Origin of the sequence: Candidatus Effluviviaceae Genus I sp. (assembly GCA_016867725.1) — a bacterium.
Classification (GTDB): Bacteria; Joyebacterota; Joyebacteria; order Joyebacterales; family Joyebacteraceae; genus VGIX01.
On record VGIX01000040.1, the window covers coordinates 1 to 14668 of the forward strand.

The 14668-nt window shown below is 69.7% G+C and carries 12 protein-coding genes; 4 read left to right on the top strand and 8 right to left on the bottom strand.

Annotated elements, in window-relative coordinates; translation table 11 throughout:
* Window positions 1-28: 28 nt before the first annotated feature.
* The 4 genes from FJY74_08110 to FJY74_08125 form a co-directional block, all read right to left on the bottom strand.
* Window positions 29-274, bottom strand: a complete 246-nt coding sequence (locus FJY74_08110) for a sulfurtransferase TusA family protein (GenBank protein ID MBM3308274.1) — start codon at window positions 272-274, stop codon at window positions 29-31.
* A gap of 64 nt (window positions 275-338) precedes the next feature.
* Complete coding sequence (locus FJY74_08115) at window positions 339-968, bottom strand: site-2 protease family protein (protein MBM3308275.1); 630 nt, start codon at window positions 966-968, stop codon at window positions 339-341.
* 5 nt (window positions 969-973) lie between these two features.
* Window positions 974-1678 carry an HAD-IA family hydrolase gene (locus tag FJY74_08120; protein ID MBM3308276.1) on the bottom strand — a complete coding sequence of 235 codons (705 nt, stop codon included), beginning with the start codon at window positions 1676-1678 and terminating at the stop codon, window positions 974-976.
* A gap of 45 nt (window positions 1679-1723) precedes the next feature.
* On the bottom strand, window positions 1724-3154 hold the full coding sequence (locus FJY74_08125) for a hypothetical protein (protein ID MBM3308277.1): 1431 nt from the start codon (window positions 3152-3154) through the stop codon (window positions 1724-1726).
* 300 nt (window positions 3155-3454) lie between these two features.
* Between FJY74_08125 and FJY74_08130 the strand changes: the two genes are divergently transcribed.
* Window positions 3455-5449 (top strand): DUF3857 domain-containing protein, encoded by a 1995-nt coding sequence (locus FJY74_08130; GenBank protein ID MBM3308278.1) that lies wholly within the window; start codon window positions 3455-3457, stop codon window positions 5447-5449.
* Window positions 5450-7402 carry a DUF3857 and transglutaminase domain-containing protein gene (locus FJY74_08135; GenBank protein ID MBM3308279.1) on the top strand — a complete coding sequence of 651 codons (1953 nt, stop codon included), beginning with the start codon at window positions 5450-5452 and terminating at the stop codon, window positions 7400-7402.
* A 141-nt stretch (window positions 7403-7543) separates the two neighbouring features.
* On the opposite strand, the gene gdhA is transcribed toward FJY74_08135, so the two are convergent.
* Entirely contained in the window at window positions 7544-8905 is a 1362-nt protein-coding gene (gdhA, locus tag FJY74_08140) for an NADP-specific glutamate dehydrogenase (GenBank protein ID MBM3308280.1), read from the bottom strand.
* 257 nt (window positions 8906-9162) lie between these two features.
* On the opposite strand from gdhA, the gene FJY74_08145 reads away from it, so the two are divergent.
* Window positions 9163-10326 (top strand): hypothetical protein, encoded by a 1164-nt coding sequence (locus FJY74_08145; protein MBM3308281.1) that lies wholly within the window; start codon window positions 9163-9165, stop codon window positions 10324-10326.
* Here FJY74_08145 and FJY74_08150 read toward each other — a convergent pair.
* The 3 genes from FJY74_08150 to FJY74_08160 form a co-directional block, all read right to left on the bottom strand.
* Window positions 10323-11498, bottom strand: a complete 1176-nt coding sequence (locus FJY74_08150) for a methyltransferase (protein MBM3308282.1) — start codon at window positions 11496-11498, stop codon at window positions 10323-10325. The genes FJY74_08145 and FJY74_08150 overlap by 4 nt on opposite strands.
* Before the next feature lie 354 nt (window positions 11499-11852).
* Window positions 11853-12746, bottom strand: a complete 894-nt coding sequence (locus FJY74_08155) for a right-handed parallel beta-helix repeat-containing protein (protein MBM3308283.1) — start codon at window positions 12744-12746, stop codon at window positions 11853-11855.
* Between the two features lie 108 nt (window positions 12747-12854).
* Entirely contained in the window at window positions 12855-13190 is a 336-nt protein-coding gene (locus FJY74_08160) for a hypothetical protein (protein ID MBM3308284.1), read from the bottom strand.
* 236 nt (window positions 13191-13426) lie between these two features.
* On the opposite strand from FJY74_08160, the gene FJY74_08165 reads away from it, so the two are divergent.
* Window positions 13427-14482 (top strand): hypothetical protein, encoded by a 1056-nt coding sequence (locus tag FJY74_08165; GenBank protein ID MBM3308285.1) that lies wholly within the window; start codon window positions 13427-13429, stop codon window positions 14480-14482.
* Window positions 14483-14668 lie beyond the last annotated feature (186 nt).

Consider the following 14668-nt stretch of genomic DNA (forward strand, 5'->3'; position numbering starts at 1 on the left):
ATGCGCTTCTTCTCCGTCATGGTCGCACCTATGCCTTCCTTCTGATGAGGAACCGGAACACGCTCCCGTCGTTCTCGACCGAGACGAGCTCGTGCCCGGCGCGCTTCGCCCAGCTCCGGACATCGGACTCGGAGGACGGGTCGTCAGCCAGGAGCTCGAGCACCTCGCCGACCGCGACGCGCTCGATCTCCTCGTTCACCCGGATGACAGGCTCGGGGCAGAAGTACCCCACCATGTCCAGGGTGGCCGCGATGTCGGGTGTGTGGTTGCCCATGGCCATCGTGTGTTCAGATGCGCGCGGAGGGCGGCGGTTCCCCGGGCGCCCGCCGCCGCGCGGCCTAGGAGACGATCGCGAGGAACAGCCGCCAGAAGACGTTGAAGACCGGGTCGAGGACGCCGAGGAACATGAGGGCGAAGATGATCATGAACCCGAAGCGCTCGATGCTGAGGTACGCGATCGCCATGCGCGTCGGGAGCGAGGCCGCCACGAGCCGTGAGCCGTCGAGCGGCGGGATCGGAAGCAGGTTGAACAACGCGAGGAACAGGTTGATCGCTGCCCCGGCGAACCCGAGGTAGCCGAGCCACACGGGTCCGTTCTGCGCGACGACCAGCTTGTAGAGCGCCACGTAGACGATGACCTGGAGCAGGTTCGCGACGGGGCCCGCGAGCGCGGTCACGGCGAAGTCGCGCAGGGGATCGCGGAACCGCCGGATGTCGATGGGCACGGGCTTCGCCCAGCCGATGACGAACGGCGAGCCGGTGAGGATCAGGAACCCCGGGATGACGATGCTCCCGAAGAGGTCGATGTGCGGAAGCGGGTTGAGCGTGATGCGGCCGAGGCGGCGCGCCGTCGGGTCGCCGCGCTTCTCGGCGATCCAGCCGTGCGCGACCTCGTGGATGATGATGGCGAACATGAGCACGAAGATCCTGATGACGATCTGCACGACCCTGGGCAGCCCCGGCATCATCCCCCCTACTCTCGTTCCATCCACGAGTCCACGAGCGGCACGACGTCCCCGAACCTCCGCACGACCGGGCAGTCCACGGCGCCGTATGCGCCGACGGGATCGAAGAGCACGGGCGCCATCCCCGCGGCCCGCGCGCCGACGACGTCCACCTCGTAGTAGTCGCCGACGTACACGACGTCCGCCGCGCCGAGGCCCGCGCGACCGAGGGCCATCCTGAAGATCCCGGGGTCCGGCTTGCTCACGCCCACGACGGCCGAGTCGATCACGAAGTCGAAGTGGTCACGGATGCCGATCTCGCCGAGGCGCCGCTCCAGCCTCCCATCGGAGTTCGAGACGATCCCGACCGCGAGCCCGCGGCGCCTGAGCGCGCCGACGGTGTCCTCGAGCCCCTCGACGGGCACCTTCCAGATGCCGAGCCCCTCGTCATTGGCCGCGCGGGTCCGCTCGATCGCCCCGGCCAGGGCGTCGGCCGGCACGCCCAGCCGCTCGTAGAACGGGGTGTAGTACACCGACCAGTAGCGGATGACGCCCCCGTTCGAGGACTCGGCGACGGCGCGCTCGAACGCCGTCCGCGCCCGCGCCTCCGCCGTTACGACGTCGTCCAGGCGCACACCGGCGCCCGCGCCCGCCGCGACGGCGATGTCCCGGTAGATGTCGTAGTCGGGGAAGACGACCGTGTTCCCCGCGTCGAAGAAGACACCCCTGATCATGACGCTCCGATTCGGCAGGAGCCGGACCTTCCGTTCCCCGTCGATCTAGTTTCCGTCCGGCGCAGCGAGCGCCCGCAGAGCGGCGTCGCCGCTGCTGAGCGCGTGGAGCCACGCGTTCCTGAAGTGCCCGATGGCGTCCTGCCCGTAGCGTGACATCGGCATCGCGGCCGACCTGCCGGCCGCGAGCGCCGCGCGGGACTCGCGGGCGGAGAGCAACGCGGACTGCATGAGCATGTTGTTCCGCATCCTGACAGCCGCCCGCTGGACGGCCTCGTCGCGCCTCCGCTGGGAGTCCTCCTTGCGATACCCTTCAACGGCCTTGTAGTGGTCCTCGAGCCTGTCCGCCGCGCCGGCGACCGCCGCGGACGCGTACTCGGTGGCGCGCTCCGCCAGCAGCCGTTCGGCCTCGACGACGAGCGCGAGGCCGGCCCCGATGCGCCGCTTCGTCTCCGCGGGGTACGCCGTTCTGCCTTCGTCGAGCACCTGCCGGTTCAGCCAGACCACAAGCTCCGCGTCGTCCCTGAGGACCGTCCACGGGATGTGCGCCACCCCGGTCGCCTCGACCTCGACCGCTTCGAGCGCCTGCTGCGTCGCGGCCGCCGTTCGGAGCGCGGTCGTGAGGTCGGCGAAGACGGCGTTCGCCGCGAGGAGCGCGTCCACCGAGCCGTCGACCTGGCTCGCCCACCGCAGCGCGTCGTCCGTGATGGTCTTCACGGCGGCCCAGGGCTGGGCGAGGGCGGACGGGCTCTGTGCGCGAAGCGCGACCGCAAGGTCCCCCAGCGCCGACGCCTCCTCCTGGGCCTGGTCCGCAACCGTCGTGAGCTCGGACACGAGCCGATCGAGGTCGAGCCACGCGCTGGCCATCGGCTCGTACTCCTCGCGGCTCATCGCCGCCTTCGACGCGTCCGATCGCGCGCTGAGCGCCGTTCCGATCCTGCCCGCCGAGGCGCCGAGCGCGCCGAGGCGCCCCACGCGTCGCTTGAGCGTCGCAGAGGTCTTCCTGCTCTCGCTCGCGCTGGACTCGTGCCACGCGACGAACCCGAAGATGGTGTCGCGGACGGCGCCCTCGACCGGGAGAAGCTGGGAGACGTCGGGGATCCCGAACGAAGGGTCGGCGTTCCCGATCGCTGCCATCGCCGCGACGAGACGCTCTCCCACGCCCGAGAACGCGCGCGCCCCCTGTGCGATGCTCTGGACGTCTCCCTCGATGCCGGCTTCCCCAAGCGCCATGACCTCTGCCGCGAGCACCTGGATGAACTCGGCCTTGAGGTTGGTCACCTCGCGCAGGTACCAGGGGTAGAGCGGCACGTCGAACGCCAGCGGCCCCGGGGGCGGCGCCGCCGGGGTCGTGAGCGCTGCGGCGCTTCCGTCCGGCTGCGCCGCCGCGACGCCCGGCATGAGGCTCGCGGCGGCCGCCGCCGACAGCGCGACGACGAGCGGGACGCTCGCGGTCTTCTGCGATGAGATCCTGAACATCACAGCCTCCTGAGCTCGGCTTGAAGGACCGGGCGCCGCGGGAGCGCGATCAGCCCGGCCCCCTCGGCGCGCACACGAGCATACTAGCACAACGGGGCGGTCGGACAAGGGGCCAGAGCGCCCGGCCGCGGACCTCGGCCTTGCGCCCGGCCGCCGCAGAATGCATACTCGCGTGCCGTGTAAGTGAGCCAGCGGCCTGAAGCACGGTAGCCGCGCTGACCGGAGCGGAAGGCCGAACAGGGTGCATCCGGGGCGGACGGGCGAACGCCTGCCCGCCCCGGGCACACGAAAGGAGCCGTGATGCGACTCGCGCCGAGACGGACCGCGTTCATCCCACCCATCGCGTCGGTGGTGCTGGCTCTCGCGCTCGCCTTCATCCCAGCGCTCGCCGCCGCGCAGCCGAGGGCGCTCGAGATCGCGGACGCCGTGCGCCTCATGGAGAGCGTCGGCGGACCGGAGGCCTACCCCAACGCGAACGCCGTCGTCATCGTCAACGACACGCATATCGAGTTCGACGAGACGGGCGCGTTCAGGCAGTACGAGCACTCGCTCACCAAGGTCCTCACCGATCAGGGACTGAAGGAGAACGCCGACGCGTCCTTCATGTACCACCGGCGATACGGTGGGGTCGAGGTTCTCGCCGCGCGCGTGATCAAGAAGGACGGCACCGAGGTGCCCGTCGGACCTGACCTGATCACGGACGGCACGCCGCCCGCGATCAGCGCGATGGACATCTACGAGACCGACTTCCGCGAGAAGACCATCGTGTTCCCGAACCTCGAGGTGGGCGACGCGGTCGAGACGCTCGTCCTGCAGAACTCGAAGCCACTCCTCGAGAGCGAGTTCAACACCCTGCTCATCCTTCAGGCCTTCGATCCGGTGCGCGAGGCGACGGTCACGATCGTCGGCCCGACCTCAAAGCCGCTCAGGCACATCGTGAAGGGCGTGGACGCGGCGTTCACCCGCGCGACCGAGGGCGCGAACACCCGGTACGTCTGGCGCGCCGCGAACCTGCCGCGCGTGGATCGCGAACCCGGCATGGTCTCGCCGGCCCAGATCGTCGGTCGGATCGTCGTCTCGACCGTGCAGACCTGGCCCGACCTCTCGCGCATCGCGTGGAGGCTCACCGAGGACAAGTGCGTCGCGGAGGACACGGTGAAGGCCCTCGTCGCCGAAGTCACTGAGGGTCTCACAACGACCGACGACAAGTTGCGGGCGATCCACTACTGGATCCTCGAGAACGTCCGCTACCTGGGCGTCGCGATGGACCGTGGGGCGTTCCTGGAGCCGCACACCGCGGCGTACACCATCGAGAAGGAGTACGGCGTCTGCCGCGACAAGGCCGTCCTCATGGTCGCGATGCTCGGCGAGATCGGCGTGCCGGCCTGGACCGTCTTCATCAACGTGAACCGCGAGACCGACCCGGAGGTGCCGAGCATCTACTTCGAGCACGGCATCGTCGCCGTGAAGGGGCCGGACGGCGAATTCCGCTACATCGACCCGACCGTCGAGACGAGCCGCGACGTGTACGCGAACTACCCGAGCGACCGCTGGGTGCTCGTCATCTCGGAGGAGGGCCACGATCTGCGTCGCGCCCCCCATCTCCCCGCCTCGCAGAACTCGGGCGTCATCTCAGACCGGTGCGCGCTCGGCGGTGACCTCTCGATCGCCGGAACCGTCACGGTGACCGGGCGCGGCATGTACGAGGAGATCCTCCGGACGATCGCGAAGGCCGCCAAGGTGGAGCAGCTGCGCATGATGTGGGAGGAAAACGTGCACGCGGTCCATCCGGCGGCTCAGCTCACGTCCTTCTCCATGACGGACCCCGAGGATCTCATGACGCCGCTCACGGTGGCAGCCTCCTACAGCATCGCCGACTACGCGCTCGACGCCTCGCCGTTCCTCCTGTTCAGGGTGCCGGCGGCGACGGGGGCGTTCGATTTCCTGTCCGACGCGCTGCTCGGGCGCCTCACCGGGCTCGCCGAGAGGAAGCATGCGATGGCCCTGGGCACCACGCTCGGCCTCGAGGAGTCGTCGGAGATCGAGGTGCCCGCCGGGCTTCACGTGGAGAGCTTCCCCGACGCGGTGGACTTCCGGCAGGGCGCGGTCAGCCTCTCCGTGGAGTACGAGTTCGTCCCCGGACCGCCCGGGAGGCCCGGTGTCGTGAGGTATCGGCGCGCGCTCGGGATCGACTCGCACGAGGTGTCGCCCGCCGACTACCTCGCGCTCAAGGAGGCCGCGAGGCTCGGTTCCCGCTCGACCAAGGGCGAGGTCATCCTGAAGAGGGAGGGCTAGATGAGACACGCGCTCCTCATCCTGACAGCGCTTGCGGTGACGGCCGTGGCCGTCGCTCCGGCGGCCGGCGAGTGGACCGACCAGTCCGTGCAGAAGCTCATCGCGAAGGCGCCTCCCGACGACGCCTACCCGGGCGCCGCGGCCGTCTTCCTCAGACTCGAGGACACCGTCGAGGTCGCCGCGGATGGCTCGATGCGCGCGCTCAGGAACTCGCTCACGAAGGTGCTCACGCTCCGCGGGCGCGAGAAGTACAGCAACCGGACCTTCCTCTACAACAGCGACGAGGCCGCGCTGTCCGTCCTCAAGGGCGTGACGACGAGGTCCACGGGCAGGTCCGTCGAGGTCGAGAAGGACGCGGTGAACGACGTCACGCCGGCGTTCCTCCAGGGCGCGACGATGTACGCCAACGTGCTCGAGAAGGTCATCTCCTTCCCCGTGGCGGGCCCGGGCGCGACCATGGAGCTTCAACTTGAGGAGACCAGGCGCGCCGCGAGCGACGGGAGCTTCTCGGGCATCGAGTTCCTCGGGATGGACGACCCCGTGCTGGACGCCGTCTTCACGCTGCGGTATCCCCCGGGGATGCCGGAGCCGAAGACCGCGGCGCTTCCAGGCGCAGTGAGCGGGGTCCGGATCGAGAGGAAGACGAAGCGCGACGAGATGTCGTTCTCGACGAAGGGCTTCCCTGGCCTCGTCCCCGAGGAGAACATGCCGCCGGCCGGCGAGCTGTACCCGCGGGTCATCTACACGAGCTACGGGTCGTGGAACCAGGCGGCGGCGTTCTTCGCGAGCGCGTTCTTCCCGCACGTCCAGACCGACGGTCCCGTCGCCGACCGGGTCGCGCAGGCCACCGCCGGCCTCGCGGGCCGCGAGGACAAGGTCCGCGCGCTCTTCCTCGACGCGGCGACGAGCGTCCGGAGCGTGCACCTCAACCTCGGCGTCGGCGGCTACGAGCCCAACGACGCCTCCGTCGTCCTCACCAACAGGTACGGCGACACGCGCGACAAGGCGGTGCTCCTCGTGAGCATGCTGCGCGCCGCCGGTATCGACGCGTGGCCGGCGGCGGTCGCGGCCGAGCGGGCATCGGCCGACGTCTCGGCCGTGCTGGGGAACGTCCCCACGCTGCGCTTGTTCGATCGCATCCTCGTCGCCGTCGCGGACGGCCCGGCCTATCGCTTCCTCGACCCGATGCTCGACGACGTCGCCTACGGGTTCCTCCGCTACGGCCCGGGGAACACGGCCCTGGTCGTCAAGGACGACGGCACGGGCGAGCGTGTTGCCGTTCCGCCGCCCGCGCCGGAGGAGAGCGCCGCCCGCCGTTTCCTGAACGCCTCGGTCCGGCCGGACGGCTCGGCCGTCGTGACGGCGTCGTGCGATCTCACCGGCTACTTCGACCGCAAGGCGCGGAGACTCCTCAAGGACGCTCCTGCGTCGGACGTCCAGAAGGTCTTCGACTCCGCGGCGAACGCGCTGTCGTCCGGCGCGAGGCACGTCTCCCACTCGATGTCCGACCTCCGGGACCTCACCGCGCCCGTCCGCGTGGAGCAGACGATCGACGCGCCGGACTTCGCGGTCGCGCAGGGAGACATGATGATCGTGCGCGTGCCGCCGTTCCCGCACGACTTCGCCGCGTCCGGAGTCGCGCCCACGCTCGCGGAGCGCAAGTTCCCGTTCGACCACCCGTGCGAGCTCGACAGCAGCCTCGAGGTCACGCTCGCCGTGCCGGCGGGCTACCAGGTCGTCAGTCTGCCCAAGCCGGTGTCCGTGAGCACGGCCGTGGCCGACTTCCGGCTCGCATGCGAGTGGGACCAGGCCCGGAGCGCCGTTGTGTGGCGCCAGGAGATCACGGTACGCTCGCGGAGGATAGGCGTCGCCGACTACGCCGCATTCAAGGCAGGGCACGACGCGGTGACGGCGCCGAAGAACAGGCTCATCCTCCTGGAGAAGACAGGCTAGCTGCGGGTGGCGGCGCACCGCGCTCGCGCCGCGCCGACATCGGGCGGCCGCAGGCGAACAGAACGAAGGGGGTCGGCACCGCGCCAACCCCCTTCTTCGTTGCCGTGGCCGGTCGAACGCCGGCCGGCCGTGTCGCCGCCGCTACACCACGCCCTGGTCCATCATCGAGTTGGCGACCTTGAGGAACCCGGCGATGTTCGCGCCGTTGACGTAGTTGCCCGGCGTGCCGAACTCCTTCGAGGTCTCGTAGCAGGCCTTGTGGATCGCCTTCATGATGCCGTGGAGGCGCTGGTCCACCTCCTCGCGGGTCCACGAGAGCCGGAGGCTGTTCTGGCTCATCTCGAGGCCGGAGGTCGAGACGCCGCCGGCGTTCGCGGCCTTCCCGGGACCGTAGAGGATGCCCTTGTCGATGAACTGCTTCACGCCGTCCGGGGTCGTCGGCATGTTCGCGCCCTCGGACACGACATAGACGCCGTTCCTGAGGAGGTTCGCCGCGTCCTTGCCGTTGATCTCGTTCTGCGTCGCGCTCGGGAACGCGCAGTGGGCCTTGTGGTTCCACAGCGGATTGTGGTCGAGCTTCGCGTCCACCGGCGTGTAGACGACGCCCTTGTACTTCTCCGCGTACTCCTTGATGCGGCCGCGCTTCACGTTCTTGAGGTCCATCACGAACGCCAGCTTCTCGCGCGTGATGCCGGCCTCGTCGTAGATGTAGCCGGACGAGTCGGAGACCGTGACGGGCTTCGCGCCCAGATCGAGGAGCTTCTCGACGGTGTACTGCGACACGTTGCCGCTGCCCGAGACGAGGCAGACCTTGTCCTTCAGCGTCTCGTTGCGGGTGCCGAGCATCTCGGCCGCGAAGTACACCGCGCCGTAGCCGGTCGCCTCGGGACGGATGAGGCTGCCGCCCCAGTTGAGGGCCTTGCCCGTGAGAACGCCGGTGAACTCGTTTCTGAGCTTCTTGTACTGGCCGAACAGGAACCCGATCTCCCGCCCGCCGACGCCGATGTCGCCGGCCGGAACGTCGGTGTTCGGGCCGATGTGCCGGAAGAGCTCGTTCATGAAGCTCTGGCAGAAGTGCATGACCTCGTTGTCGCTCTTGCCCTTCGGGTCGAAGTCGGAACCGCCCTTGCCGCCGCCCATGGGGAGCGTGGTGAGGCTGTTCTTGAACACCTGCTCGAACGCGAGGAACTTGAGGACGCCGAGGTTCACCGTCGGGTGGAACCTGAGGCCGCCCTTGTACGGGCCGATGGCGCTGTTCATCTCGATGCGGATCCCTCGGTTGACCTGGACATCGCCCCTGTCGTCCACCCAGGGGACGCGGAATACGATCACGCGCTCGGGCTCGCAGATGCGTTCGAGGATCTTCGCCTTGCGGTAGTGCGGCCGCTTCTCGAGCACCGGCCAGAGCGACTCCACCACCTCGTGGACGGCCTGGTGGAACTCAGGCTCCGCCGGGTTCTTGGCCTTGATCATGGCCATGAACTCATTGACCGAACTCGCCATCTCACCCTCCCCACTGCGACTGCGCCTACGTCTCCCGGGGCACCGGGGTCGAGGGCCGCGCCCGAGTGGGGCGCGCCCACGGGCCCGGAGCCCCGGAGTGAACACAACCTCGGCATCCTACCATCGGCCGGCCTTGCGGTCAACACTCAAGGCGGACATCCTGGCGACCACTGTTTGGGCTTGACACGGCGGGGCCGCCCGAGTAGCGTGCCGCGATTCCTTTAACCGACGCCCGTGAGCGTCGAAAGGAGACCGCGATGTCGAACCACGTTGTCGCCCCCGCAGTGTGTGATGCCTCCGACCCCACCTCTTCCGTGGCAGTCCCCGCAAGCGAGCGCGAAGGGCGGACCCCCTCCGTCCTCAAGCGCGTGGCGATCCACAACAGGGTCGTCCACCGCGTGCGCGACTTCCTTCGGCGCGAGGGATACGTCGAGATCCCCGTGCCTGAGCTCACCCCCGCCACAGGCTCGTGCGAAGTGGTTGACTCCATGTTCAGCATGGACTACTTCGGCCTCCTCGCGTTCCCGCGGCAGACGGGCCAGCTCTATCTCGAGGAGATGGTCGCAGGCGGCCTCTCGGCCGTGTACTGCGAGGGCGAGAGCCTGCGCAAGGAGTGGAAGCTCGACGACAGGCATCTGACGGAGTTCAAGCTCATCGAGATCGAGAAGCGCGACATGACGCTCGACGAGCTGTGTGACTTCGAGGAGAGGCTGCTCAAGGACGCCGCGTCAGGCCTGACGTCCGAGGACGTTGGGGACGCGGGCGAGGAGCGGCTCTGCCGCATGCTGAGCGCCGAGCATCCGCGGATCGCCTACCGCGAGGCCGTCGCGATCCTCAACCGGCGCGGGTTCGACCTCCGGTTCGGCGACGACCTCGGCCACCGGGAGGAGGCAGCGCTGGTCGACTACGCCGGCGGCCTGCCGGTCCACGTCACGCACTTCCCCGAGGGCATCAAGTTCTTCAACATGAAGGTCTGCCGCGCGGACCCGGCGGTCGTCGAGTGCGTGGATTACATCCTGCCGTTCTCGGGCGAGACCTTCGGCGGGGCGCTGCGGGAGCCGGACGTTGAGATCCTCCGGCGCAGGCTGCACACGGGGACCATGTACAGCCACCTCATGAACAGGGCCGCGGAGTCCGCGAGGGTCCGGATGCTTGTGGGGCGTGACGGTCACCACGTCGCAGGCGGCGACCCCGGTGCGGCGGAGGCCGCGCCAACCGTCGAGGACCTCACGTGCCGCTACCAGCGCGCGGTCGAGGACGCGTTCGAGCGGTACCTGTCGCTCTTCGAGGCGGTGCCGACGGAGCGGGCCGGGTTCGGGCTCGGCGTGGCCAGGCTCATCCAGTCCTTCATGGGGCTTCCGTCCATCAAGCAGGCCGTGATCTTCCCGATGGACAGAGCGTCCTTCGGCGCGCTCGGCTAGGTCGTCCGCTCGGCCACGAGCACGACGTGCCGCCCGGACTCGGCGGCGATGCGGCAGTTGCCGAAGACCCTCGTGATGTGCTTCCGGACCGCGGTGTAGCGGACGACCGCGAGGTAGAGCCGGCCGTGCACGCGGAGGTGGCGGTATGCGTCGTCCACGAGCGGGAACAGGACGTCGTTGCCGGCGTGGGGCGGCGCGCACGACAGCACCCTGTCGAAACGCTCGCCCGGAACGGCGTCGAAGCGGTCGCCGAGGATGACCTCGACCCGCGGCTTTCCGTTCTTGCGCGCGTGGTTGAGGTGATGCGAGCGCACGTTGGCGAGCGCGCACTCGAACGCGCGGGCGTCGCAGTCCACCATGACGATGCGGCCCACTGAGGCAAGGTGCGCCGCGACGATCCCGACGGCGCCGTAGCCGCACCCGACGTCGATGACCGAGTGGCGCGGACGCAGCTCCATCGCCTCGATGAGCAGCCGCGTGCCCGGGTCCAGCCGTCCGCCCGGGAGAAGCCCGGCGCCCGCGCGGAACCGGTACTTCCTCGCCCGCAGCTCCTCTTCGATCAGGCGCTCGCGCGGCGGCGCGTCGTCGTCCCGCGGAGGGATGATCGGACTTCGCTCGGTGCGTATCACCCAGTCGCCGTTCGCCCGCGCCACCACCTTCGCCGGGCCGACGGTCTCGATGAGCTTCCGCATGAGGCTCTTTGCGCCGCGCGCGGCCTTCGCCCCGACGTACAGCGCCGCTCCGTGGCGCAGCTTCGGCTGCGCGCGCGCGACCATCTCGAACACCGCCTCCGCGCTCGCGTCCGCCGGCGGCGAGATCGTGATGATGTCGAAGTGACCGTTCGCGAAGCGGTTGAGCGTGTGGTCGAGGACGACGTGCGCATTCCTCGCTCCGTTCGCGCGCACGTTGCGCTGCGCGAACCTCACCGCGCGGATGTCGGAGTCCACCATGTGGACCTCGAGGTCCGCCGCGGCGTCGGCGAGCGCGATGCCCACGGCTCCGTATCCGCATCCGTAGTCGAGCACGCGATCGCCGTCCCTGAGAACGACCTTCTCGATGAGAAGCTCCGTCGCGGGCGCGATGCGGTCCTTCGACGGGAGCCCGCCCGTCGACTGGAAGACGCGCTTCCTGCTCCGGAGCTCGGAGACGATCTCGTAAGAGGTCTTGACCATGGCAGCTCTCGCGTCGGCGTGTCCGCCGGCCGCCTGGAACGAAGATGCCCCGCTCATGCAAGCGGGGCAGCCTCGGACCGGAGCGGCGCTCCGGCGAAGGACCGGGTCCTCAGGCAGGTGACCGGCTCCCTCACGGATCGCCGGCTCATCTATCGTCAGGGCGGCCCCGATGCTGCTGGCCGACCGTACGTGCCCCTGTTGCTGCCGGGACTATACCCCACGCGACGGGGATTGGTCAAGGTCTTTCCCGCCCGATGGGGCGCAGGACCCGGCGGCGAGCGCGGCGCGGCGGAGTCGGGAGCACTGGCTCGCCGGTTCTCGCGGTGCGGTCAATCGCCGCCTCACATCCTGGGGTCAGCGGACGAGCACGGCGCGTGACAGCGCGCGGCTCCCCTCCGCCGCGGCCCGTACGAAGTACACGCCCGACGACGCGGCTACCCCGCGCGCGTCGCGGCCGTTCCATGGAACATCGCCGACGCCCGCCGCGTGGAGGCCGTCGTGCAGCACCGCCACCAGCCGTCCGGCGGCGTCGTACACCGCGAGCCGGAGCTTCGCGGGCGCGTCAAGCGAGAACGCAATCGCCGTCGAGGAAGAGAACGGGTTGGGCGAGATCGAGCGGAACGCGACGCCGGCCGGCAGAGTCTCGCCGCCCGGCCAGAGAGCCCACGGCACGAACTCGACGTGGTCGGTGACCTGGTCGCCGAGACCGCCCGGGTTCAGCGCCGGATGGTACGGACCGGACGCGTCGCCCCACCAGTTCATCGAGGCGCGCATGGGCGCGGACGGGGTGCCCTGCACGAAGACCCCCATGCCGTTCCCGCTGATGTCGCATGACGAGAGCGTGAGGTTCAACGCATCGGAGACATAGACGCCGTCCCCGGACACCGCCGCGGAGTTGAACGAGACGTCGCACCGCGCCACCGTCACGTCCCACGCGCTCATCACGACGAGCCCGCCGCCGAAGGACGCCGTGTTCCCGACGATGTCGCAGTCATCGATCGTGGCGGGCCCGGTGGTGAGACAGACTCCGCCGCCCGTCCCTCCCTCGTTGCCCGAGATCAGGCACCGGCGCACGATGATGCCGGCGACGAGCTCCGTGGCGATGGCCCCGCCGGAACCGCGCGCGAGATTGCCCTCGAACTCGCAGTCGGTAACCACGGGCGTCCCACCGAGGAAGTACGCGCCCCCGCCCATGCCGGCGCTGTTGGCGGTGAAGCGGCAGCGGCGGATCACCGGCGCGCCGCCCACCGAGTGGAATCCTCCACCCTGGTTCTCGGCGTGGTTGTCGGTGAACGCGCAGTCCGTGATGAGCGGAGTGGACTCAAGGCAGCGGACCCCGCCGCCGGAGCACCAGGGTCAGTAGCCCTCGACCCAGCCGCCTCGGATGGTGAACCCCGCAACCACCGTGGTCGAGTCCACACCCGTGTAGATGCCGATGGCGGAGCCTCGTCTGCGCGCGTCCAGGACGGTCGCGTTCGGGCCGGCCTCGCTCAGGAGCTTGATCCCCGCGGTCGCCGGCCATTCGAGGTTGACATGGTAGCTGCCGGGGGCGACGAGGACCGTGTCGAAGGGAGCGGCGGACGCCAGCGCGGCGCCGATCTCGGTGACGTCGCCCGGCACACGGATGACGCTCGCGGGCTCGCGCGATGCCCCTAGCAGGAACGCGAGCGCTGCGAGGATGGCGAGTCTCACGGCAGTCCCCTCTGAAACGAGGGCAGAACGCCCCCCGGCGCCGGCACATCGTATCATCGCGCGGAGTGCCGCGCGAGCTGGACCCCGGCGAGCCCCAGGGCGACGTGCACGACAGGTCGCAGGCGCCCGCCGCCCGCGACCCTGGTGCGCTTCTTGCACAACTGCGCAGGAAGTGTTACCGTGTCCCGCCCCCAGGGCTGGGACACGAGCTGCGCCATGCGCCCAGGAGGCCGTTCATGCGGTTGTCGCTCAAGGCCATCGTCTTCGCATCGCTTGCCATCGCGCTTGCCCCGGCCGCCTGCGGAAGCGCGCACCGCGACCGCCCTCTTGAGGGGTTCGGTGCCGACACGCCCGGCGGCGCCGGCGGCGCGACCTACTCCGTGACCTCGCTCGCCGACTCCGGCCCCGGCACGCTCCGCGATGCGCTCTCGTCGTCCAACCGCGACATCTCGTTCGCCGTCGGCGGCACGATCACCCTGGCCGCCACGATCCGCGTCTCCGGACATCACATCACCGTGGACGCCTCCACGGCGCCTGCGCCCGGCATCACCATCACCGGGGCCGCCGGCGTCACGGGCCCGCTCGTCGAGGTCAAGCAGGGCCACGACGTCATCCTCCGGCACCTGCGGTTCCGCGACGCCCCGGACCCGAGCACGGGCGACAACCTCCGCATCTGGGACGGCGCGTACAACGTCGTCGTGGACCACTGCTCCTTCCGCCGCGCGGGTGACGGGAACCTCGACATCTCCGACGGCGCGCACGACGTGACGGTCCAGTGGTGCATCCTCGCGCAGACGGTGAAGAACTCGCTCATCCGCACGGGCGTCTCGCGCCTGTCGCTCCACCATAACCTCTTCGTCCAGGGCGACGAGAGGAACCCGCAGCTCGACGACGCGACCGCCGTGGACATGGTCAACAACGTCATCTACGACTGGGCCGGGAACTACGGCACGCGCCTGCGGAACGGCGCGTCGGCGAACATCGTCGCCAACAGCTACGTCGTCGGGCCGCGCAGCGACGCGCAGGACGCGCTCGTCCTCATGGCCGACGTCGGCGCGGTGTACATCGCGGGCAACACCCTCCCTCCGGCCTGCCAGGTGGTGGGCACGACCACCGTCAGGCTCCCCGCCCCCTCGGTCGCCGAGATGACCGCCCAGGCCGCGCTCCGGGCCGTGCTCGACGAGGCCGGCGCCGCGCCCCGCGACGACGAGGACGCCGCCTACACGGCCATCGTCGCGGCGAACCCCGTGGCCCCGCTCTCCTGGGGCGCGCTCAAGGCGATGTTCAAGTAGGCTCCGCTCACACAGGGCGACCGGTAGCCGGTTCTCCATGTCTGCGTAATCCTATCTCGGCGGTCTGACCTTCTTCTTGACAGCCATCGGCAAGTATCGTATAATTCAGGCGTGCAACTTGCATGGGGCCCATCCGGGCGGGGGGAACCGGTGTGCGAAGGGAGGTGGTTGAGACTCAAACATGTC

Bases quoted from the DNA above. Each gene is read 5' to 3' on its own strand.
- FJY74_08110 (MBM3308274.1), bottom strand. From the start codon at position 274: ATGGGCAACCACACACCCGACATCGCGGCCACCCTGGACATGGTGGGG.
- FJY74_08115 (MBM3308275.1), bottom strand. From the start codon at position 968: ATGATGCCGGGGCTGCCCAGGGTCGTGCAGATCGTCATCAGGATCTTC.
- FJY74_08120 (MBM3308276.1), bottom strand. From the start codon at position 1,678: ATGATCAGGGGTGTCTTCTTCGACGCGGGGAACACGGTCGTCTTCCCC.
- FJY74_08125 (MBM3308277.1), bottom strand. From the start codon at position 3,154: ATGTTCAGGATCTCATCGCAGAAGACCGCGAGCGTCCCGCTCGTCGTC.
- FJY74_08130 (MBM3308278.1), top strand. From the start codon at position 3,455: ATGCGACTCGCGCCGAGACGGACCGCGTTCATCCCACCCATCGCGTCG.
- FJY74_08135 (MBM3308279.1), top strand. From the start codon at position 5,450: ATGAGACACGCGCTCCTCATCCTGACAGCGCTTGCGGTGACGGCCGTG.
- gdhA (MBM3308280.1), bottom strand. From the start codon at position 8,905: ATGGCGAGTTCGGTCAATGAGTTCATGGCCATGATCAAGGCCAAGAAC.
- FJY74_08145 (MBM3308281.1), top strand. From the start codon at position 9,163: ATGTCGAACCACGTTGTCGCCCCCGCAGTGTGTGATGCCTCCGACCCC.
- FJY74_08150 (MBM3308282.1), bottom strand. From the start codon at position 11,498: ATGGTCAAGACCTCTTACGAGATCGTCTCCGAGCTCCGGAGCAGGAAG.
- FJY74_08165 (MBM3308285.1), top strand. From the start codon at position 13,427: ATGCGGTTGTCGCTCAAGGCCATCGTCTTCGCATCGCTTGCCATCGCG.